This is a genomic window from Bacteroides sp. 1_1_30 (assembly GCF_020982715.1).
GTDB classification, from domain to species: domain Bacteria; phylum Bacteroidota; class Bacteroidia; order Bacteroidales; family Bacteroidaceae; genus Bacteroides; species Bacteroides xylanisolvens.
On sequence record NZ_JAJKHN010000029.1, the window covers coordinates 51,895 to 75,433 of the forward strand.

19 protein-coding genes are annotated in these 23,539 nt (G+C 43.7%); 16 read left to right on the forward strand and 3 right to left on the reverse strand.

Annotated elements, in window-relative coordinates; genetic code table 11:
• Positions 1–53 precede the first annotated feature (53 nt).
• The 16 genes from LPH68_RS10595 (at position 54) to LPH68_RS10670 (ending at position 19,626) form a co-directional block, all read left to right on the forward strand.
• The gene (locus LPH68_RS10595; protein ID WP_008020984.1) at positions 54–842 is read left to right on the forward strand and encodes a type III pantothenate kinase; all 789 of its coding nucleotides are present in this window, start codon (positions 54–56) and stop codon (positions 840–842) included.
• A complete protein-coding gene (locus LPH68_RS10600) occupies positions 829–2,106 on the forward strand; it encodes an OmpP1/FadL family transporter (protein ID WP_009039713.1) in 1,278 nt (425 codons plus the stop codon). Before LPH68_RS10595 ends, LPH68_RS10600 begins: the two co-directional genes overlap by 14 nt.
• Positions 2,107–2,171: 65 nt before the next feature.
• Positions 2,172–3,497 (forward strand): hypothetical protein, encoded by a 1,326-nt coding sequence (locus LPH68_RS10605; protein WP_008017009.1) that lies wholly within the window; start codon positions 2,172–2,174, stop codon positions 3,495–3,497.
• 43 nt (positions 3,498–3,540) lie between these two features.
• Positions 3,541–4,158, forward strand: coding sequence for an LPS export ABC transporter periplasmic protein LptC (lptC, locus tag LPH68_RS10610; protein ID WP_151923571.1), 618 nt, complete (start codon positions 3,541–3,543; stop codon positions 4,156–4,158).
• 57 nt (positions 4,159–4,215) lie between these two features.
• Positions 4,216–5,472 carry a hemolysin family protein gene (locus tag LPH68_RS10615; protein ID WP_049703277.1) on the forward strand — a complete coding sequence of 419 codons (1,257 nt, stop codon included), beginning with the start codon at positions 4,216–4,218 and terminating at the stop codon, positions 5,470–5,472.
• A 119-nt stretch (positions 5,473–5,591) separates the two neighbouring features.
• The gene (locus tag LPH68_RS10620) at positions 5,592–7,733 is read left to right on the forward strand and encodes a peptidylprolyl isomerase (protein ID WP_004301881.1); all 2,142 of its coding nucleotides are present in this window, start codon (positions 5,592–5,594) and stop codon (positions 7,731–7,733) included.
• Positions 7,734–7,944: 211 nt separating this feature from the next.
• On the forward strand, positions 7,945–11,298 hold the full coding sequence (locus LPH68_RS10625; protein WP_004301883.1) for a DUF4062 domain-containing protein: 3,354 nt from the start codon (positions 7,945–7,947) through the stop codon (positions 11,296–11,298).
• 103 nt (positions 11,299–11,401) lie between these two features.
• Positions 11,402–12,436, forward strand: a complete 1,035-nt coding sequence (gene rlmN, locus LPH68_RS10630; protein ID WP_004309803.1) for a 23S rRNA (adenine(2503)-C(2))-methyltransferase RlmN — start codon at positions 11,402–11,404, stop codon at positions 12,434–12,436.
• A gap of 18 nt (positions 12,437–12,454) precedes the next feature.
• Positions 12,455–13,495: a DUF4837 family protein gene (locus tag LPH68_RS10635; protein WP_004315823.1), complete on the forward strand. Its 1,041-nt coding sequence runs from the start codon at positions 12,455–12,457 to the stop codon at positions 13,493–13,495.
• Between the two features lie 4 nt (positions 13,496–13,499).
• Complete coding sequence (gene pdxA / locus LPH68_RS10640; RefSeq protein WP_004315824.1) at positions 13,500–14,594, forward strand: 4-hydroxythreonine-4-phosphate dehydrogenase PdxA; 1,095 nt, start codon at positions 13,500–13,502, stop codon at positions 14,592–14,594.
• Between the two features lie 9 nt (positions 14,595–14,603).
• The gene (locus tag LPH68_RS10645; RefSeq protein WP_004301887.1) at positions 14,604–15,845 is read left to right on the forward strand and encodes a sigma-54-dependent Fis family transcriptional regulator; all 1,242 of its coding nucleotides are present in this window, start codon (positions 14,604–14,606) and stop codon (positions 15,843–15,845) included.
• On the forward strand, positions 15,832–16,359 hold the full coding sequence (lptE, locus tag LPH68_RS10650; protein WP_004309799.1) for an LptE family protein: 528 nt from the start codon (positions 15,832–15,834) through the stop codon (positions 16,357–16,359). Before LPH68_RS10645 ends, lptE begins: the two co-directional genes overlap by 14 nt.
• Positions 16,360–16,364: 5 nt before the next feature.
• On the forward strand, positions 16,365–17,138 hold the full coding sequence (locus tag LPH68_RS10655) for a tetratricopeptide repeat protein (RefSeq protein ID WP_151923887.1): 774 nt from the start codon (positions 16,365–16,367) through the stop codon (positions 17,136–17,138).
• Between the two features lie 6 nt (positions 17,139–17,144).
• A complete protein-coding gene (gene secG / locus LPH68_RS10660; RefSeq protein WP_004301890.1) occupies positions 17,145–17,540 on the forward strand; it encodes a preprotein translocase subunit SecG in 396 nt (131 codons plus the stop codon).
• A gap of 249 nt (positions 17,541–17,789) precedes the next feature.
• Positions 17,790–19,178 (forward strand): MFS transporter, encoded by a 1,389-nt coding sequence (locus tag LPH68_RS10665; protein WP_128859575.1) that lies wholly within the window; start codon positions 17,790–17,792, stop codon positions 19,176–19,178.
• A gap of 97 nt (positions 19,179–19,275) precedes the next feature.
• On the forward strand, positions 19,276–19,626 hold the full coding sequence (locus tag LPH68_RS10670) for a PqqD family protein (RefSeq protein ID WP_004315827.1): 351 nt from the start codon (positions 19,276–19,278) through the stop codon (positions 19,624–19,626).
• A gap of 18 nt (positions 19,627–19,644) precedes the next feature.
• Here LPH68_RS10670 and LPH68_RS10675 read toward each other — a convergent pair whose 3' ends face one another.
• The 3 genes from LPH68_RS10675 to LPH68_RS10685 all read right to left on the reverse strand — a co-directional run bounded on the left by LPH68_RS10675 (position 19,645) and on the right by LPH68_RS10685 (position 22,617).
• On the reverse strand, positions 19,645–19,929 hold the full coding sequence (locus LPH68_RS10675) for a hypothetical protein (RefSeq protein WP_004301893.1): 285 nt from the start codon (positions 19,927–19,929) through the stop codon (positions 19,645–19,647).
• 36 nt (positions 19,930–19,965) lie between these two features.
• Entirely contained in the window at positions 19,966–21,033 is a 1,068-nt protein-coding gene (locus tag LPH68_RS10680) for a DUF4831 family protein (RefSeq protein ID WP_128859577.1), read from the reverse strand.
• Positions 21,034–21,105: 72 nt separating this feature from the next.
• Positions 21,106–22,617, reverse strand: coding sequence for an NAD(P)H-hydrate dehydratase (locus tag LPH68_RS10685; RefSeq protein WP_151923886.1), 1,512 nt, complete (start codon positions 22,615–22,617; stop codon positions 21,106–21,108).
• Between the last annotated feature and the right edge of the window lie 922 nt (positions 22,618–23,539).

A 23,539-nucleotide genomic window follows, 5' to 3' on the forward strand; every position in this document is an offset into this window, starting at 1 on the left:
TATTTTTGTTTTGGGGGATTTCTAAAATGAAAAAAGAAGATAATTCCTCTTCTATGCTTCAACTTTTCTTTTTTTACTTTACCTTTGCGCCCGCTAAAGAACCAAAAGATTTGAATTTAATAATCGACATAGGAAATACAAAGGCAAAGATTGCTTTCTTCGACGGCGGAGAAATGGTGGATGTAGTAGCTGAATCCAATCAGTCTCTAGGTTGCTTGAAAGCTCTTTGTTCTCAATATCCGGTTGAGCAGGGGATTGTGGCTACTGTCATTGATTTAAACGAAAAGGTTTTAGCTGATTTGGCCGCTTTGCCGTTTCCTTTGCTCTGGCTCAATCATCAGACTCCGCTTCCGGTTGTCAACCTGTACGAAACTCCCGAAACATTGGGATATGATCGTATGGCTGCCGTAGTGGGTGCTAATGAGCAGTTTCCTCATCGGGATATATTGGTGATTGATGCGGGAACTTGCATTACTTACGAGTTTATCGACTCAAAAGGCCAGTATCATGGCGGTAATATATCTCCCGGTATGCAGATGCGTTTCAAGGCACTGCATCAGTTTACAGGACGTTTGCCCCTGGTAGACACCAACGGGCGCAAACTCCCGATGGGACGGGACACCGAAACGGCTATACGCGCCGGAGTGATGAAAGGGATGGAATACGAAATTTCAGGTTATATTGAGTCTATGAAGCATAAATATCCTGAACTTTTGGTTTTTTTAACGGGCGGAGATGATTTTTCTTTTGATAGCAGCGTAAAAAGTATCATCTTTGCAGATAGATTTTTAGTGTTGAAAGGATTAAATAGAATTTTAAACTATAATAATGGTAGGATTTAAACACACACTTTGTGCGCTTTTGCTCACGATGGTTACCGGAATGGCAATCGCTCAAAATAATACAAACTCTCCTTATACACGATATGGCTATGGCGACTTGTCCGATCAGAGTTTCGGAAATAGCAAGGCGATGGGGGGGATTGCTTTTGGACTTCGGGATGGAGCACAGATCAATCCGCTGAATCCTGCTTCGTATACAGCCATTGACTCGTTGACGTTTATTTTTGAAGGAGGCGTTAGTCTGCAAAATATGAATATTAGTGGCGGTGGTGTGAAACTGAACGCTAAAAACTCTAGCTTCGACTATTTGGCTATGCAATTTCGTTTGCATCCGAGGGTAGCGATGAGTATCGGTCTGTTGCCATTTTCCAATGTGGGATATTCTGTATCGGAAAGCAATGAGGCTACAGAAACTTCACCGTATAGCACGAAAAGCCTTACTGGTGAGGGAGGTTTACATCAACTGTATGTTGGTGCGGGTGTAAAAGTCTTGAAAAACCTGTCTGTTGGTGTGAATGCTTCTTATTTTTGGGGAGACATAACCCGCTCGTTGACGCAGCTTTATCCGAATACCGCTTCTGCTTATTCTTACATTAGGCAGAATGCTGTGTCAGTGTCGGATTATAAACTGGATTTTGGATTGCAATATACGCAAGAATTTAACAAAAAACATTCAGCCACTATCGGAGCAGTATATTCTCCGAAGCATAAACTGAATAATGATTATACAGTAACGACGCAAGCTAGCTCAACTGTCAGTCAGGATTGGGATGCTACGCTTGAAGTGCCTAATACTTTTGGCGTCGGCTTTACATATAACTATGACAAACGTTTGACTGTCGGTCTGGATTACAGTTTGCAACAATGGTCAAAAACAAAGTTTGGCGTAAATACATCGGATGATGCTGTACGTGAAGATTTTGATGAAACATACACGTATTGCGACCGTCATAAAATATCAGTGGGTGCGGAATATATTCCCAATTTGATTGGACGTTCCTATTTATCCCACATCAAATATCGTTTGGGAGCTTATTATACGACTCCGTATTATAAGATTGGCGGTAAAGACGCAGCCCGCGAATATGGCGTAACTGCCGGTTTCGGTCTGCCTGTGCCTCGTTCCCGTTCCATCCTTAGCATCAGCGGACAGTTTGTTCGTGTAAGTGGACAGGAATCGACCTTTGTAAACGAAAATATCTTCCGCGTTAGCATCGGATTGACGTTCAACGAACGTTGGTTCTTCAAGCGCAGAGTAGAGTAATTGAGATGAATGTAAGAAGAGAAAGAATAGACGACTATAATAATAACAACTAAAATTTAGATACAATGAAAATTAAAACGCTTGTGGCTATGTTGTTCCTTTCGGCAGGGGCAACCACTGTGGTAGCACAGGATGCGACTAACTGTAACTCGAACAGTAGTATCTCGCATGAAGCTGTGCGTGCAGGTAACTTTAAAGATGCGTATACTCCTTGGAAAGCTGTGTTGGAAAACTGCCCGACGCTTCGTTTCTATACTTTTACTGACGGATATAAAATTCTGAAAGGCTTGATGGGACAAATCAAGGATAGGAATAATCCGGAATATCAGAAATATTTTGATGAACTGATGAATACGCATGATTTGCGTATCAAATACACAGATGAGTTCTTGGCTAAAGGTACAAAAGTGTCTTCTGCTGATGAAGCTCTGGGTATCAAAGCAGTAGATTACATCGCTTTCGCTCCTAAAATTGATGTTAATCAGGCTTATCAATGGTTGAGCCAGTCGGTAAATGCAGTAAAAGCTGAATCTGCTGCCGCTACTATCTTCTATTTCCTGCAAATGTCTTTGGATAAACTGAAAACAGATCCTAACCATAAGGAACAATTCATTCAGGATTATCTGGCTGCTTCTGAATATGCTGATGCTGCTATTGCCGCTGAAACGAACGAAGCAAAGAAGAAAAACTTGCAAGGTATCAAAGATAATCTGGTTGCTTTGTTTGTAAACAGCGGAACGGCTGATTGCGAATCACTGCAAAACATCTATGGACCGAAAGTAGAAGCTAACCAAACAGACCTGGCTTACTTGAAAAAAGTAATTGACATCATGAAAATGATGAGATGTACGGAAAGCGAAGCTTATCAACAGGCTGCTTTCTATGTGTACAAAATAGAACCTAGTGCAGATGCCGCTACCGGATGTGCTTACCAGGCATTTAAGAAAGGTGACATCGACGGTGCTGTCAAATTCTTCGACGAAGCCATTGGATTGGAAACTGACAACGTGAAGAAAGCTGAAAAAGCATACGCTGCCGCAGCAGTATTGGCTTCTGCTAAAAAACTGTCTCAAGCAAGAGCATATTGCCAGAAAGCTATCGGGTTCAACGAAAACTATGGTGCTCCATATATCCTGATTGCCAATCTGTATGCAATGAGCCCTAACTGGAGCGACGAGTCAGCTTTGAACAAGTGTACTTACTTTGCAGTAATCGACAAACTGCAACGTGCAAAACAAGTAGATCCGAGCGTAGCTGAAGAAGCTAACAGCTTGATCGGTAGATATTCTGGTCATACTCCACAAGCTAAAGACCTGTTTATGTTAGGTTACAAGCAAGGCGACCGCATCACTATCGGCGGTTGGATAGGAGAGACTACAACGATTAGATAACCGTATGTTGCGAAAACGAAGAAACCGTTTGTTGCATAAAAGCATGAGCATAACAATCACCTTCGGGGTGGTTGTTATGCTTCTTTTATTATCTTCCTGTGGCGGAAAACAGAAAGCTATGGGAGAGGCTATCACAGAACGTGATTCTCTTCCGGTGATGACCACATTGGGAGTTACTACCCTTATTTCCGATTCCGGAGTGACACGTTATAGGGTGAACACGGAAGAGTGGATGATGTACGACCGTAAAAAGCCTTCGTATTGGGCGTTTGAAAAAGGGGTGTATATGGAGCAGTTCGACTCTATCTTTAATGTAGAAGCCAGTATTAAAGCAGATACTGCCTATTATTATGACAAAGAAAGGCTTTGGAAGCTGATAGGGAATGTGGATATACAGAACCGCAAAGGAGAGCGTTTTAATACCGAACTGCTCTACTGGAATGAGGCCACTCAAAAAGTGTATTCCGACAAGTTTATACGTATCCAGCAACCGGACAGAATTATCACAGGACACGGCTTCGACTCGAACCAGCAAATGACTATATATACCATTCGTAATATTGAAGGTATTTTCTATGTGGACGAGGAAGCGAGTAGCGGTCCGCCCCAACCGGAGACAAAAGCACTGCCGGATTCAGTGAATAAAGATTCTGCGAAATAGGCGAAGTCATTTCATTGTACCGTACCTCGTAAATCGTCTGATCGTAAATCAAAACTTATGAATATTTATATCTCTCTAATTATCACCATGGTCTTTTCCGCTTTCTTTTCAGGAGTGGAGATTGCCTTTGTGTCGGTAGACAAACTGCGTTTTGAGATGGAACGCAAGGGGGGAATTACGTCCCGCATCCTTTCTATCTTCTTCAAGAACCCGAATGAATTTATCTCTACCATGCTGGTGGGGAATAATATCGCACTGGTCATCTATGGTATTCTGATGGCACAGATTATCGGCGACAATCTGCTGGCGGGATTCATTGACAATCATTTCCTGATGGTGTTGGCGCAGACCGTTATTTCTACCCTGATTATTCTGGTGACCGGAGAGTTTTTGCCGAAAACAATCTTCAAAATCAATCCCAATCTGGTTTTGAATGTTTTTGCCATTCCGCTTATTGTTTGTTATGTGGTTCTCTATCCCATCTCCAAATTAGCCTCCGGCTTGTCTTGTATCTTCCTTCGCCTCTTTGGAATGAAGGTTAATAAGGATGCGTCCGACAGAGCTTTTGGAAAAGTCGACCTCGATTACTTCGTACAAAGCAGCATTGATAATGCCGAAAATGAAGAAGAGTTGGACACGGAAGTGAAAATCTTCCAGAACGCCCTCGACTTCTCGAACATAAAAATCCGCGACTGCATCGTTCCCCGTACCGAAGTGGTGGCTGTCGATCTGACTACTTCGCTGGACGAGCTGAAAAGCCGCTTTATAGAATCCGGAATCTCCAAGATAATCGTGTATGACGGGAATATCGATAACGTAGTCGGCTATATCCATTCGTCGGAAATGTTCCGTGCCCCGAAAAACTGGCATGAGAATGTGAAACAAGTGCCGATTGTGCCCGAAACGATGTCCGCCAACAAACTGATGAAACTCTTCATGCAGCAAAAGAAAACGATTGCCGTAGTGGTGGATGAATTTGGCGGTACGTCCGGCATCGTGTCTTTGGAAGACCTCGTTGAAGAAATCTTTGGAGATATAGAAGACGAACACGATAACACTTCCTATATCAGCAAGCAGATCGACGAACGCGAGTATGTGTTGTCCGCCCGCCTGGAGATAGAAAAAGTCAATGAGACGTACGGACTCGACTTGCCCGAGTCGGATGATTATCTGACAGTAGGAGGGTTGATCCTGAACCAATATCAGAGCTTCCCGAAGTTGCATGAAGTGGTCCGGGTAGGACGTTATCAATTCAAGATAATTAAGGTCACAGCGACAAAAATAGAACTCGTGCGATTAAAAGTCTTGGAATAATGACGATAATCAAGAAATTTTTAGCCAATAAATAGATGCATATTAGCATTTTTTGTATCTTCGTGCGCTAAAACGACAAAAGAAAGAAATAATAATAAACATAAATCGTATTAATCAAAATGGCAACGTTACAAAACATTAGGTCGAAAGGACCTCTATTGGTGATTGTTATCGGCTTGGCGCTGTTTGCTTTCATTGCGGGTGACGCATGGAAGGTGATGCAGCCGCATCAGGCACATGACGTAGGTGAGGTGAACGGAGACGCTCTTTCCGCTCAAGAGTATCAGAATTTGGTAGAAGAATATACCGAAGTGGTGAAACTCATGCGTGGGGTGACCGCCTTGAATGACGAACAAACCAATCAGGTGCGCGATGAAGTATGGCGTTCCTACGTAAACAATAAACTGATCGAAAAAGAAGCAAAAGCACTGGGACTGACTGTTTCTGCTGCTGAAATCCAGGACATCCTGAAAGCAGGCGTTCATCCTTTGTTGAGACAAACTCCTTTCCAGAATCCGCAAACAGGAAACTTCGACAAGGATATGTTGAACAAGTTCCTCGTGGAATATGCCAAGATGAGCGAATCACAAATGCCGGCACAGTATGCTGAACAATACAATAACATGTATAAATACTGGTCTTTCATTCAGAAAACTCTGATCGAGAGCCGTCTGGCAGAAAAGTATCAGGCATTGGTGTCTAAAGCTCTTCTTTCCAATCCGGTGGAAGCACAGGACGCTTTCGATGCAAGAGTGAACCAGTACAACGTGTTGATGGCTGGTATTCCTTACTCTTCTGTAGTGGACTCTACAATCGTAGTGAAAGAATCGGAACTGAAAGACTTGTATAACAAGAAGAAAGAACAATTCAAACAATATCAGGAAACTCGTGACATCAAGTACATCGATGTACAAGTGACTGCAAGTGCTGAAGACAGAGCTGCTATCCAGAAAGAAGTGGACGAAGCTACTGAACAGTTGGCTACTACTACGGAAGATTATACTTCTTTCATCCGTTCGACTGGCTCGGAAGCTCCTTATGTAGACTTGTTCTATAACAAAACAGCTTTCCCGTCAGATGTAGTTGCCCGTTTGGACTCTGCTTCGGTAGGTACTATTTATGGTCCTTACTATAACGGTGCCGACAATACAATCAACTCTTTTAAAATTGTAGCTAAAGCTGCTGCTGCCGATTCTGTCGAATTCCGTCAGATTCAGGTATACGCAGAAGATGCTGTGAAGACAAAGACATTGGCTGATAGTATCTACAACGCGATCAAAGGTGGCGCTAACTTTGCTGATCTGGCAAAGAAATATGGTCAGACTGGTGATGCAAACTGGCTAACTTCTGCACAGTACGAAGGTGCACAGATAGACGGCGATAACCTGAAATTCATCTCTGCTATCAACAATACAGGTGTGAACGAATTGGTAAACTTGCCGATGGGACAAGCAAACGTAATTCTTCAGGTAACGAACAAGAAATCTGTAAAAGACAAATATAAAGTAGCTGTTATCAAACGTGAAGTAGAGTTCAGCAAAGAAACTTACAACCGCGCTTATAATGATTTCAGCCAGTTTATCGCAGCTAATCCGAGTGTAGAAAAGATGGTAGCTAACGCTGAAGAAGCCGGTTACAGATTGCTCGACAGAATGGATTTGAGCAGCTCTGAACACAATATCGGTGGTGTAAGAGGTACAAAAGAAGCGTTGAGATGGACATTTGATAAAGCAAAACCGGGTGATGTTTCCGGCTTGTACGAATGTGGCGAAAGCGATCACATGATGGTAGTAGGTCTGGTAGGCATTAAGCCGGAAGGATATCGTCCGTTGAAAGCAGTACAGGATCAGTTGAGAGCTGAAATCGTAAAAGATAAGAAAGCTGAAAAGATTATGGCTGACATGAAAGCTGCCAATGCAACTTCATTCAACCAGTACAAAGAGATGACTAATGCAGTTAGCGACTCTTTGAAGATGGTTACTTTTGCAGCTCCTGCATACGTATCAGCATTGCGCAGCAGCGAACCGCTGGTAGGTGCTTATGCTTCTGCAGCTGAAGTAAATCAGTTGAGCGCTCCTATCAAAGGTAATGCCGGAGTATTTGTATTGCAGGTATACGGCAAGGACAAACTGAACGAAACATTCGACGCAAAAGCAGAAGAAGCTACGCTGACTAACATGCACGCACGTTTTGCCAGCCGTCTGATGAATGATTTGTATCTGAAAGCAAACGTAAAAGATACACGCTTCTTGTTCTTCTAAACAAGTAGCAAGTAATAGATATTAGGCACGGATTACACGGATTTACGCGGTTTAAACTTATGAGGGAACCGCGAAACCCGTGTAATCCGTGCCTTTTTTGTGCTCGTTTTTTTTGTTTATGGTCTTTGTTATCTGATTAAATTTCCATATCTTGCCAATCTTTATCAATTGGCTTTGCGAAATACTTCATTAACTAATACGAATCTATATTATGACTAAACAACTAGCCCAGTATTCAGTTCCCGCTGAAAATTCACGTGTTATCCGTGTATTCCTTTCGTCAACGTTCAGAGACATGGAGATGGAACGTTCTGCATTAGTCAAACTCTTTAAGGGTTTGCAAGTGAAGGCTGCCAGCCGTGGTGCCACCATTTCATTGGTTGATTTGCGTTGGGGAATCACAGAAGAAGATGCGAAAAGCGGCAAGGTTGTTGAAATATGCCTGAAAGAGATCGTTAACTCCCGGCCTTTCTTCATAGGTATGGTAGGCGACCGCTATGGATGGTGTCCCAGTTATGAAGATTTATCTCAAACTCTCAATGACAGCTTGGAATATCGTTGGATAGAAGATGACTTGAATCACCATTTGAGTGTGACGGAAATTGAAATGCAGTTTGGTGTACTGCGCAATCCCAATCCGTTACATGCCTATTTTTATATAAAACAGTCGGCAGATGATGAACTGTCTTGCCCTGAAGAGGAGTCTCTTAAATTGAAACGTCTGAAAGAGAGTATTTTGCAACAGGATCGTTATCCTGTGCAAGAGTATGATTCGCCCGATCAGTTGTGTAACCTTGTGGAAGCTGCTTTCACGGAATTGCTTGAACGGGAGTTTCCTGACGTACTGACCGTTGAAGATAATCAAGCATTGCAAGAACAACTGACGCGCAATGAACTCTTATTCAATTATCACCCAATACCTGAAGCAGATCACGCGTTTGCTGATTTTTTGGCGGCGGATGAACAGCGGTGTCTGGTGGTAACGGGCGGTTGCGGTCTTGGCAAGAGTGCTTTGTTGGCTCATTGGAGCGATTTGGTGAACAATGATATGCCGATGATTCCTATCTATCATCGCTTGGATAGTACTACATTGTCTTCTTATCCGGAAACGTTGGCGAGAATGTTAGCTTCCAAATGCCAGAACGCACTCAAGCATCAATCTTTGGGTGAAGAAAATTTGTTCGCGGCGGAAGTCTCAAAAGAACTGGACTCGACCCAAAGCACTGCCAAATCCATCATGGACACCGTGAAAAACTCGGTTTTGATGGGAGATGCTGGCTTGAACACTTTTTCAGGAAACACACTTCGAAACCTCAAGGAGATTGAAGAAGATTTGAATTCTATCCAAAAGTTCAGTCAGTTGTGGAGTGTGTTGGGTGCATCAAGATACCCTATCATTCTGTTGATTGATGACATCAGTTATCTGAATCCGACTGAAGCATCCCTGTTTTCTTTATTTGCATCTATTCCCCCGAACGTGAAAGTCGTGTTGAGCTTTTCTGCGTCATCCACTGCCTACCTGCCCTTTGTTCAGAATGGCTACGCCCATTTCCAGTTGAATGGTTTTTCACAGGCGGATGCCAAGTCGTTCTCAAAGCAGTATTTGTCTACTTACTCCAAGGCTTTGTCCGCACAACAGGAAGATATTCTTGCTTCGTGGGTGCTGGCTAAACAACCGCGCTGTTTAAGTGTATTGCTCAACGAGCTGGTTTCGTTCGGTCAGTACGATGCTCTCAATGAATATATGAGTGGATATTGCCGGCTCAATGAGGTTGGGCAATTCTATGACAGTGTGTTACGGCGTTTGTCGGCTGATTATGGTTTCGAAGAGATTGGAAGAACGCTTCTGATGCTTTCACTTACTTTAGAAGGATTTACCGAAGATGAAGTGAAGAGCATGGCAGACATTAATCAGATACTTTGGTCGCAGTTGAGAGTGGAAATGAGCAGCTGGCTTACCAACAAAGGAGGACGATATTGCATTGGTGACACACAAATGGTAGAGGCAATCGAACGCTATTTCGCTCAAGATGACGAATGTATAGATGATAGTCGCCATGAAATTATTTCCGCTTTGCTGGATGAGGAAGAGATTCTTTCCCATCCGTTGACTTTTGCCGATTATAACTATCGCATGAAACAGTTCTGCTACCATGATTCGTATCGCTATAAAGTGGAGATTACCTATCAATGCTATAAGATGCAAGAATGGGATATATTGAAGGATTGGATTTGTGATGTGGAGATTTTCGAGATTCTGTATCGCACGAATCGTTCTCTGTTGGAAGATAGCTGGAAGGCGATCATGAACGACAATCCTGAAGTTACGCCTGAAGTCTATGCCGAATTGGACTTTGATGAGATCGATTCTTTTTTAATTCCTGTCATTGCTAATGATATGGCTACTTTCTTGAGCAGTTCTTTCCATCTGACGAAGGCGGCAGCTGCTGTGAGTGAGAAGAGTATGGAAGGTGCTGCCATGCCACTCATTGCCAAGTCGGTATTGAAGATGAATGAGGGATGCCGGTATGCCCGTAATGAAGAATACGAAACGGCATGCGACTGTTTCCTGAAAGCATTGGTGATGCAGGAAAACATTGTACCGACTCCGGAACTGGAGATTGCCAACACCTGCCGAAATCTAGCTCTGGCATATTACTACAATGAGCAATACAATGAAGCAGTGACCTATTTGAATAGGGCGCTTGATTATCATGCGGCTTCTGCTGACGAGAAGAGTCAGGCAGAAGTCATTGAACTTTCCGAATATCTGGCTTATTGTGATTACTATAAGGATGAGGAAGAGAGTGCTGCCGAGAAATTCCGGAAAGTAGCTGAAATGCACGAGTCGTTGAATGGCAGACTGTCTGGTGGAGTGGCTAAATGTTTGCGTATGCAGGGTAAATGTCTTTATTATATCAAACGATACGATGAAGCATGGATGCTGATGAATCAGGCGTTGGACATTGCTATACAGATAGACAGCAAAAAACAGATCGTCGCTTGTCATAAACAGTTGTATTATCTATGCAGGGAATTCAAGCGGATGATGAATGAACGTGGCGATGAGCAGGCGTCTACTTTATTCTTCCGTGAGTCTCTTCTGCATGAAATGTATTTCAGCGAAAAACCGCGTCTGGCGGAACTGACTGTCCGCTACGAGGCATTGAGATGTGATATTATGCAGCAGTATTACATGAATAAAGACTATGATAACGTGATTCGTATTGCAACGTCTTTGGATTTTCACGATGATACTGACCTTAATGCTTCCTGTCTGGTATATTATTACAAAGCACAGGCTTATGTGAAGTTGGAGAATTATCCAATGGCGAAAGAGGCTTTCTTCAGAGAGTTTGAACTGCGAAAGAAATATCTGGGATGGGAGGATGAAGATACGATTCTGGCTTGTCAGAACCTAGGGGTTTTGCACAGCTTTTGTAATGAACGGGAAGAGGCGCTGGCTTGTTTCCGTGAGGCGTACGGTCATGAAGTGAAAAAGAATGGCGAGGATTCTGAAATGGCGCAAAAGCTACTTCAATATATCAGCGTGGTTGAATCATAACGGAGGCATACTTCCCTTTTTTGTTAACTTTTACATTCCTGCTATACGGAAATCGACTTTATTTCCTTACATTTGCAGATATAAACTATCAATAGAAAGAAGAATGTCTAAATATCCCCTTTTAGGAATGACTCTTGTAGAGCTTCAATCATTGACAAAAAGACTGGGTATGCCCGGCTTTGCTGCCAAGCAGATTGCATCCTGGCTTTACGAAAAGAAGGTAGCCTCGATTGATGATATGACTAATTTGTCATTGAAACACCGGGAGTTGCTCAAGCAGAACTATGAGGTGGGAGCGGAAGCTCCGGTAGATGAAATGCGCTCTGTAGATGGTACGGTGAAGTATCTTTATAAAGTGGGTGAGAACCATTTTGTAGAGTCGGTTTATATACCGGATGATGACCGGGCAACATTGTGCGTGTCGTCACAAGTAGGTTGCAAGATGAACTGTAAGTTCTGTATGACCGGTAAACAGGGGTATACAGCTAACCTGACCGCCAGCCAGATCATAAACCAGATTCATTCGCTGCCGGAACGGGATAAACTGACTAATGTCGTAATGATGGGAATGGGCGAGCCGCTCGATAACCTGGATGAGGTATTGAAAGCATTGGAACTACTGACCGCTACCTACGGTTACGCATGGAGTCCGAAGCGTATCACGCTTTCTACTGTCGGGCTACGGAAAGGATTGCAGCGTTTTATCGAAGAAAATGACTGCCACCTTGCCATCAGCCTTCACTCTCCGCTGACCGTTCAGCGTGCTGAATTAATGCCGGCGGAAAAGGCGTTTTCAATCACCGAAATGGTGGAACTGTTAAAAAACTATGATTTTAGTAAACAACGTCGACTTTCGTTTGAATATATTGTTTTTAAAGGGCTCAATGATTCGCAGGTCTATGCCAAAGAGTTGCTGAAACTTCTTCGCGGGCTGGATTGCAGGGTGAATCTGATTCGTTTTCATGCCATACCGGGGGTAGACCTCGAGGGGGCGGATATGGATACGATGACCCGTTTTCGTGATTATCTGACGTCACACGGACTTTTCACCACTATCCGTTCATCCAGGGGCGAAGATATTTTTGCCGCTTGCGGTATGCTGTCGACAGCGAAACAGGAGAAAAATAATGAAAGTTAATATATAAAACCGAACATCATGAAAAAGTACTCTTTTATTTTATGCATCGCTTTGGTAGCCTTTGTCGTTGCATCTTGTGGTCTGAAAGGAAATCACACCTCTAGTGGTCGTGCTTACGAGCTTTTGGTTGTAGTAGATCACGGTGTTTGGGATCGTGCTGCCGGAAGGGCTTTACATGATGCGCTCGATGCTGATATGCCCGGTTTGCCGCAGTCGGAACCTTCTTTCCGGATTATGTATACTTCGCCGAAAGATTATGATTCTACGCTGAAGTTGATACGTAACATTATTATTGTAGATATACAGGATATATATACGAAAGCCTCGTTCAAATATGCGAAGGACGTGTATGCCAATCCGCAGATGATATTGACTATCCAGGCTCCGAACGAAGAAGAGTTTGAGAAGTTTGTGGAAGAGAACAAAAAGACGATTGTCGACTTCTTTACCCGTGCGGAGATGAACCGTCAGATTACGTTCCTGGAAGGGAAACACAGTAATTTCATTTCGCAGAAAGTGGACAGTTTGTTCGGATGCGACATCTGGGTGGATGCCGAACTGGCTAATTCAAAGACCGGGGATGATTTCTTCTGGGCTTCTACCAACACAGGTACTGCCGACCGTAACTTTGTGATGTACTCTTATCCGTACACTGACAAGGATACGTTTACCAAAGAATATTTTGTGCACAAACGTGACTCCGTGATGAAAGCCAATATTCCCGGATTCAAGGAGGGCGTTTATATGTCGACCGATAGTTTGCTGACCGATGTCCGTCCGATCAATGTGCAGAACAGCTACACAATGGAAGCACGTGGTCTGTGGCGTATGAAGGGCGACTTTATGGGTGGTCCGTATGTCTCTCACACTCGTCTGGACGAGAAAAACCAACGAATTATTACAGCAGAAATATTTGTTTATTCACCTGATAAAATGAAACGCAACCTGGTACGCCAGATGGAAGCATCTCTGTATACACTGAAACTTCCGAATGAAGTTCAGCAGAATCAGATTCCATTGGGAGAGGCATCTAAGGAAGCGGAACAAACTAATAAATAAAAACATGGAAGATAACAAGATAAGGATAGGTATCACCCAAGGAGATATTAATGGGGTGGGCTATGAGGTGATTCTTAAGACATTTTCCGACCCTACAATGTTGGAACTATGTACTCCGATCATTTATGGCTCACCGAAAGTAGCGGCTTATCATCGCAAAGCGCTGGATATACAGGCCAATTTTAGCATTGTCAACTCTGCTACCGAAGCGGGGTACAACCGTTTGAGCGTGGTGAACTGTACGGATGATGAGGTGAAAGTGGAATTTTCCAAACCCGACCCCGAAGCCGGTAAAGCTGCGCTGGGGGCCTTGGAACGTGCCATCGAAGAATATCGCGAAGGGTTGATAGATGTTATCGTAACGGCTCCGATCAACAAACATACGATTCAGTCGGAAGAGTTCTCCTTCCCCGGACATACGGAATATATCGAAGAACGTCTGGGCAATGGTGATAAGTCATTGATGATTTTGATGAAGAATGACTTCCGGGTGGCTTTGGTTACGACACATATCCCTGTCAGAGAGATCGCGACTACGATTACCAAAGAACTGATTCAGGAGAAACTGATGATATTCCATCGTTGTCTGAAACAGGATTTCGGTATCGGCGCTCCGCGTATTGCGGTGCTCTCTCTCAATCCTCATGCCGGAGACGGTGGTCTGTTGGGAATGGAAGAGCAGGAAGTGATTATCCCTGCCATGAAAGAAATGGAAGAAAAAGGAATCCTTTGCTACGGTCCTTATGCGGCCGACGGCTTTATGGGTTCGGGCAATTATACTCATTTTGACGGTATCCTGGCGATGTATCACGATCAGGGGCTGGCTCCGTTCAAGGCCTTGGCTATGGAAGACGGGGTGAACTATACGGCAGGCCTGCCGGTAGTACGTACTTCTCCGGCTCATGGAACGGCATACGATATTGCAGGCAAGGGAGTGGCTTGTGAAGATTCTTTCCGTCAGGCAATCTATGTTGCCATCGATGTGTTCCGTAATCGTCAGCGGGAAAAAGTGGCTCGTGCCAATCCGTTGCGTAAACAGTATTACGAGAAACGTGACGATAGTGATAAACTGAAGCTGGATACAGTAGACGAAGATTAAAAACGAGTGATGACGAGAGCAGAGATACAACAAGTGAAACAGCGTTTCGGTATTATTGGAAATACCGAAGCATTGTCGCGCGCCATAGATGTTGCCATTCAGGTAGCTCCTACCGATTTGTCTGTGCTGATTACCGGAGAAAGTGGAGTCGGAAAAGAAAGTTTTCCGCAGATTATTCATCAATATAGCCGGAGGAAGCATGGACAGTATATTGCTGTCAACTGTGGTGCTATTCCGGAGGGCACGATTGATTCCGAACTGTTCGGGCATGAGAAGGGTGCGTTTACCGGTGCGATTGGCGAACGGAAAGGGTACTTTGGCGAAGCCGACGGTGGTACTATTTTCCTTGATGAAGTAGGGGAGTTGCCGATGCCTACCCAGGCGCGTTTGCTCCGTGTGTTGGAGAGTGGCGAGTTTATAAAAGTAGGTTCGTCCAAAGTGCAAAAGACGGATGTTCGTATTGTGGCAGCTACCAATGTCAATCTGACACAAGCGATTGCAGAAGGACGTTTCCGTGAAGATTTATATTACCGGTTGAATACGGTGCCTATCCAAATACCGCCTTTGCGTGAACGTGGTGACGATGTACTTTTGTTGTTCCGTAAGTTTTCCGCAGACTTTGCAGAGAAATACCGGATGCCTGCTATTCAGTTGACGGAGGATGCGAAGAAAGAGTTGTTGGCTTACCCGTGGCCCGGAAATGTGCGCCAGTTGAAGAACATCACCGAGCAAATATCTATCATTGAAACCAATAGGGAGATCTCTGCTGCTATCTTGCAGAATTATCTTCCCGCACAAAATACGCAACGTCTTCCCGCGCTGATGGGAACGCGTGAGAGTAAAGGCTTTGAGAGCGAACGGGAGATTCTTTATTCCGTTCTGTTCGATATGCGCCAGGAAGTGGCGGAGCTGAAGAAGATGGTGCACAACCTGATGGCGGAACGTGCCGGACAGGTGGGGCAGGTAGGACAAATGGGAACGGTGGTTACTACTCCGGTAGTGACGGCGCATCAACCTTCGGTACCTGCTATCATTCACACCATGCAGCCCACGGTTTGCAAGGATGATGATGACATACAAGACACGGAAGAATATGTAGAAGAATCTCCTTTGTCACTGGATGAAGTGGAGAAAGAAATGATACGCAAAGCACTTGAGAGGCATCATGGAAAGCGGAAGAGTGCGGCCAAGGACTTGAATATTTCCGAGCGTACACTTTATAGAAAAATAAAAGAATATGAATTGGATTAAGAAAATAATACGCCCTTTGTTACTGTTCGGCTTGCCGTTGGTAGTCATTGCGTGCACTGTTTCCTATAAGTTTAACGGATCGTCTATCAATTATGATAAGGTAAAGACCATTTCGATAGCCGACTTCCCGATCAAGTCGGAGTATGTATATGCTCCGTTGGCAACCAAATTTAATGAAGACCTGAAAGATATCTTCATCCGGCAGACCCGTCTGCAACTGCTCAAGCCGAATCAGAATGCTGACTTGCAGATTGACGGAGAAATCACAGGTTACAATCAGTACAACCAGGCAGTATCTGCCGACGGTTACTCTTCGGAGACGAAGTTGACTATCACCGTCAATGTGCGTTTTGTCAACAACACCAATCATGCCGAAGACTTTGAACAACAGTTTTCTGCGTTCCGTACCTACGACTCTAGCCAGTTGCTGACTGCCGTACAGGACGGATTGATTGCTGAAATGTCTAAAGAGATCACCGACCAAATTTTTAATGCAACTGTAGCAAACTGGTAATATAAATGACTTCTGTTAACTTTCAACAATGGATTCAGCATCCCGAGACGCTGAATAGGGATACTTTGTACGAACTGCGCAATCTTCTTGCGAGGTATCCGTATTTTCAGTCACTTCGTCTGCTGTATCTGAAGAATCTGTATATTCTCCATGATATTAGTTTTGGTGGAGAACTGCGGAAAGCAGTTCTTTACATTGCAGACAGACGGCAGTTGTTCCGGTTGATTGAAGGTGACCGCTATGATGTGCAGGCACGAAAAAAGGGAGTACCTCTCACGGAGGTGCTGAAAGACGAACCGTCCGTAGACCGCACATTAGCATTGATCGACGCTTTCTTGTCTACAGTACCCGAAGAGGTGACTGCCCGCACCTGCTTCGACTATTCGATGGATTACACCTCTTATCTTTTGGAGGAGACTCCGGCCACGGAACAGCCGGCCGAAGAAACGCCCAAACTCAAAGGCTACGAACTGATTGACGACTTTATAGAAAAGAGCGAGAGCGACTCTCCCCTCTGCAAGAAACCTTTAAGAGAAGAAATGCCATCTTCGCCAACCTCTTCGGACGAACTTACCGAAGAAGAAACGATGAAGGAAGAAGAGGAAGATGACAGCTGTTTTACGGAAACTTTGGCAAAAATCTATGTTAAACAGCAACGATATTCAAAAGCTCTTGAAATAATTAAAAAATTAAGCTTGAAATATCCAAAAAAAAATGCTTACTTTGCAGACCAAATCAGATTTTTGGAGAAATTGATTATTAACGCTAATTCAAAATAACTAAAAATGTACTTATTATTCGTTATCTTAATGGTTATTGCAGCCTTGTTGATGTGTTTCATCGTGCTGATTCAGAACTCAAAAGGAGGCGGACTTGCTTCTGGTTTCTCTTCATCTAACGCCATCATGGGCGTGCGCAAGACTACAGATTTTCTGGAAAAAGCAACATGGGGCTTAGCTATCTTCATGGTGGTAATGAGCATTGCTACTGCTTATGTAGTTCCTCGCTCTGCTGTTGCTAAAGACGCAGTGTTGGAACAGGCACAGAAAGAACAACAGACTAACCCGTATAACTTACCCGCAGGTACGGCTGCGCCGCAAACTGAAGCTCCTGCTACCAATGCACCTGCTACAGAAACTCCGGCACCGGCTACTGAAACTCCTGCTCCTGCAGCAGAGTAATTCACTCCGTTGTCAGGTAAGACTTTGGGGTAAAACCATTAATGGGAAGGTGCAGACGGATGCTGCATTTCTTTGATATTTAAGTGCGGATTACGCAGATTACACGGATTTTCAATCTTCCGCGTGGTCAGTGTAATCCGCACTTAACTTTTTCTTGTAAAAACAATCTCTTTTTGATAGAAACAAACGAGATTTAACTACCTTTGTTGGTCGTATGAAGATTATTAACTACTATTTTTAAATATAACAATGACAGAACATTTGAAACAGAAATTGAATGACTCCGCCGTACTCCGATGGAGTGTTCTAGCATTAGTCGCATTTACTATGCTATGCGGCTATTTCCTCACCGACGTAATGTCTCCTCTAAAACCCATGCTTGAGAAAGAACTACTATGGGACAGTCTTGATTATGGTTTCTTCACAAGCGCTTACGGGTGGTTTAATGTATTCCTATTGATGCTGATTTTCGGTGGTATCATTTTGGATAAGATGGGAGTTCGTTTCACCGGAATGGGAGCTTGCTTATTGATGGTGTTTGGTTGTGGATTGAAATACTATGCGATTTCTACTACTTTTCCGGAAGGTGCCATGCTCTTCGGATTCAAAACACAGGTAACCCTGGCTGCATTGGGGTATGCTATCTTCGGTGTAGGTGTGGAAATTGCCGGTATCACAGTTTCCAAGATTATCGTGAAATGGTTCAAGGGTAAGGAAATGGCGTTGGCTATGGGACTTGAAATGGCTACGGCACGTATCGGAACAACTCTGGCAATGGTGCTTACGGTTCCTTTGGCCGACTTTTTCGGATCTATGGATGAGAGTGGCACATTCCATACCAATATTCCTGCTCCGATTCTGTTTTGTCTGATTATGTTGTGCGTGGGTACGATTGCTTTCTTCCTTTATACTTTCTATGATAAGAAGTTGGATGCTTCTTTGGATGCAGAGGGATTGGAACCGGAAGAGCCGTTCCGTATGAAAGATATTGTGTATATCATTACCAATAAAGGATTCTGGCTGATTGCATTACTATGTGTATTGTTCTACTCGGCTGTATTCCCCTTTATCAAGTATGCTGCCGACTTGATGGTGCAGAAGTATAATGTAGATCCGAAGTTGGCGGGAACGATTCCCGGATTGTTGCCGATTGGTGCGATTATTCTGACTCCGTTGTTCGGCTCGCTTTATGACCGTATTGGTAAGGGAGCCACATTGATGATAATCGGATCAGTGATGCTTATTTTTGTGCATACGATGTTTGCTCTGCCTATACTGAATATATGGTGGTTTGCTACTATCATCATGATTATATTGGGGTTTGCCTTCTCGTTGGTGCCTTCAGCTATGTGGCCGTCTGTTCCGAAGATTATTCCGGAAAAACAGTTGGGTACCGCATACGCATTGATTTTCTGGGTACAGAACTGGGGATTGATGGGTGTTCCTTTGTTGATCGGATGGGTGTTGAATACTTATTGCAAAGGTCCGGTAGTAGACGGTGCACAGACTTATGACTACACGTTGCCGATGGCTATTTTTGCTCTCTTTGGTGTGCTTGCTCTGATTGTGGCTTTGATGTTAAAGGCAGAGAACAAGAAGAAGGGATACGGTCTGGAAGAGGCGAATATCCAAAAGTAACTAGGAAATTCAATACCTAAAGTGACAAAGGAATTTTGTATCAAGGTGTAAACAGAAGAGTATCAGTATGAATACTCTGAAATAAAAAATAAGAAGTATGGCTGCCAAAGAGAAAATCAACCTGTTAGAGGTCATTCCCTGTCGCAGTGAACATATTACAGCAGAAAGGGAAGGGGAGACAATTGTGCTCTCCTTTCCCCGTTTTAAATATCCGTGGATGCAACGCTTCCTTGTGCCGAAAGGAATGTCGAAAGAACTTCATGTGAAATTGGAAGAACACGGTACGGCTGTATGGGAACTGATAGATGGAAAACGCAATGTTCGTGAGATTATAGAAAAACTCGCAGACCACTTTCAAAATGAAGAGGGCTACGAGTCGCGTGTATCGGCTTATCTTTCTCAAATGCAGAAAGATGGATTTATAAAACTGGTGATACCAGTCGTATAAATAGGAACTTATTATTATTTATTTGATAAATACAGCCCAAAGTATGACGGCAATTGCTATCAGGACTCCCATGATAATAAGCGTTCCCCAAACAAAATAATTGCTGTCTTTCTCTTTCTTTTTCTCCGAGTCGTGGATGATACGTTCCATTTCTTCGGGGGTGGTGTTGGGTAGTGGATAAGGTTCGTTTGCACGGTTTAGATGCTTCAACTTATCGTTAGCACGTTCACGACGTAGGCGGGAAGCTTCCCGTCCCTCTTTTATTCGGCGTATCATGTCGAATGCATGTCCTTCACCAACCATATTCTTTGTTTTTTAGAAGTTCACTTCCTCGTTTTTCTATTTCCCTTCTTCTCTGTCCACTTTGAGCAATCCTCCCGTATTCGGATCAAAATAAACTTTGATGGTAGAATTCTTGTTGAACAAAACCGGAGCCAGATATTCTATCACACCGAATTGGGTAATAGGAAGCTCACCTTCGTAAAGTTTCTTTTTACCGTCGGTCAGTGTAACCATAGCTTGTCCGGGTACGTTGTAGGCGATTCCATCCAAATCTTTCTTCTTCTTACCGTCTTCCTGTGGTATCTTGACCGATTTCAGGTCTTTCAGACTGATATAAAACGGAGTTCCTGCCAAATCATTGTTGGCAACTACACCTAACTTCTTCGAGAAGCGGAAGGCAACTTCATTGTTGAATTCCTTGTCAGGGGTAAGGCGGACAGTGAATGTTCTCTCTTCTTTGTTGCAGGTGCCGGAGAACATTTGTGTCATGGCTTCTTCCTGTGCATTCAGATTGTCGAGCATAATCTTAAGCTGTGCCCCATCTGAAGGCATATTATCAGCTTGTCCGCGCAATAAGGCATTTTTGCTTTCGCGGATGTTATAGATTTCTTTAGCCACCAGCTCGGCCATCTTGGCGGTAGAACTAGCCATCAGAATCTCTTCGGTCAGGAATTCGCGAGGATTCGCTTTCTTTTGGAGGACTGCGGGGGCGGGAGCAGCTTTTTTGCCTGCACTGCTATTGCTGTAAGGAACATTGATCGTTTTCACAATGCCATCCTCTGTCAGTTCCATGAGCGGTGCTACTGTCTTATCCTTCAATTTTACGAAATACGTAGTTTCGCTGTTGGGCACACCTACGGATTTCACTTTTACGCTAGCCAGTTCCCAGTACTCTTCAGGGTCGGCGGAGACGTTGGTCAGTCGTAGGTAACGATCAGCATATTTGCTGAATTCTCCCGGAGTATAGTTGACTTTGTTGGCTTTTATTTCAAGTTCTATTTGGGTTTTGGGAAGACTGTAAACCACTCCATAGTCTTTTCCTCGGGTAACCCCTGTCAGTACTTCGGTTTGTGCATAGGCGGACGTTGTCATAAGTAGTCCTGCTGCTATAATCAACTTTTTCATATTCGGTTCTTTTTAACTGGTTTTGAAAACAAAGTTAATGAAGTTATTGAAAAAAGGGTAAGTTCTTAACTTTTATTCGCTTACAAGTCGCCATGCTGTCGGCAGACAGGTGATAATATCGCTTGCGATCATTCCGATCATTCCTTGCTTCTTTTGAGCGACATCGCCCGCCAATCCGTGAATGTAAGTGCCGATTTTAGCGGCTTCCTCGGTGAGGTAACCTTGGGCAAGCAGTGCCAGGATTACTCCGGTCAGTACGTCACCGCTACCTCCGGTTGCCATTCCCGGATTTCCGGTTGGGTTGAAGAAGCATTTACCTTCTGGGGTGATGATGGCGGAGTAGGCTCCTTTTAAAATAATGTGAACATGGGCGGCACGAGCCAATTCGCAAGCCTTCATCAGACGTTCGTAAGAGTCCTGGCATTTGCCGGTCAGACGTTCCAGTTCTTTCGGATGCGGGGTGAGGATGGAACCCTTCGGCAGGTGGGTAAGTGCATGACGGTGGTTGGCGAGGATATTAAGTGCGTCGGCATCCACCACAACAGGAGTCTGGCAGTGTTCCAGTTGTTCCAACAAGGCAGCTTCCGTTTCCTCGTTTCGTCCCAGTCCCGGACCGATGCCGACTGCTTGATAGTCGTCCGTGTCGGTAGGTACGGCAAAACAGGTTTCGTTGATGTCGGTTTCTACGATTGCTTCGGGTATGGAGGTTTGCAAGATGTCGTTGTTGCACATTGGCGCATGGACAGTCAGCAACCCTACTCCCGAACGGAGGCAGGCGCGGGCAGCGAGAACAGAGGCTCCTGCCATTCCTTTTGAACCGGCAATCAATAGTGCATGGCCGAAGTTTCCCTTGTGGGCAAACTGTTTGCGTGGCTTGATGAGTGAACGGATTTGCTCTATTTCCAACATTTCGTAGTTAGTCTCCATTTCTTCAATACCGTCTTCGCTCAATTGGATATCCAGCACTTCCCATTCTCCGACAAATTCCGTGTTCTCTGCGAAAAGAAAGGCGAGCTTCGGCAGTTGAAGACTGAAAGTTACGTCGGCACGGATAATATTAGCTTTTACGTTGAATGTGTTTTCTTCTCCCATCAGTCCGGAAGGAATGTCGATGGCTACTACCATGGCAGGGGAGGAATTGATGTATTTCACTACGGCAGCGAATCCGCCGCTCAACGGTTTGTTCAGGCCTGAACCGAATAATCCGTCGATTACCAGATGGTCGGGCGTCAGGGCGGGAGGTACGAATTGGGTACTGATCTCGTGGAATTTTACTTCTTCCATCATTTCTACCAGTTCTTTATTGGTCTGGCAGTCGGGTGAAAGTTCTCCTTTCGTGTTGAAGAGAAATACCTCGATTTTATATCCTTTTTCAGCCATCATGCGGGCTACGGCGAGAGCGTCTCCGCCATTATTCCCCGGTCCGGCAAAGATAGTGACCGGCGTTTCCGTATTCCATCTGTCTGTGATGGCTTTTGTTAATACGGTTGCTGCACGTTCCATCAGATCGATTGATGCAATAGGTTCGTTCTCAATGGTATAAGCGTCCAATTTCTTGATACTGCTGCTTGGAAATATTTTCATTGCGATGTTCTTTTAGTTTTCGGATTACAAATGTACATGATTCTTCTGACTTTTCCCGTTTGTTGTGGGAAGAAAACCATAATTGCAACTTTTAATTCATCATTAGTTCTATCTTTTGGTCAGAGAAATATCTGTTTTTGAACTATTAAGTGTTAGAATAACTCCGCCAAAAAATAATTCAATGCAGCACCATTATGAACTTACTTTTATTTCTCCTGAAAAAGATTTCTTCATTTCATTTCTCATATTCTCATTGTTTTTCGATAAACGAAAGCTAATCAAATAGATATCTTATGAGAAACACTTTTTCGAAACGGTATTTCTCATAAGTTCTCCCATATTTTGGCTCAAAAGCCGCCTTATTCTCATAGTATTTCAGGGTATTTCTCATAGTCAAAAGCCATTTGTTCTTCCTTTTTTCTTTCAGCCTGCCTTATTTTTATCAGGAAATGAAGCTACTATTTAGATAAAATAGTGGCTTTTTGCTTGAAGATGCTCATTGGTCTCGATTGTCCCATATATTGTGGGAAAGTTTTCCTTCAATATACGGGAATACTTTCCCACAAAATAAGGGAATACTTTCCCAAGCCTTAGGGAATCTTTTCCCACAATATGTGGAACTAAGACACTGTGTATGGAAGCAAGCAAAAGGAATACATAGTTTTATTTATTCAATGTCAGCTTCCGGCACACGACACTATGAGAAATGAAGCAAAATCCGGGTTATTTTGCGAAGAAACTATGAGAAATACCTGTTTTAAAATCATTTCTCATAGCCTATCTTATTAGTTTACTGCCACTTGTGTCTTATTTATGAGAATATGAGAAATGAAAATGAAAAATCTGGTTCTTCGTCAAATTTGGTGGTAAGTTTTTCTCCGCTCATTTAGCTAATTCAGTCAGTGCCTATATTTTCTTATGA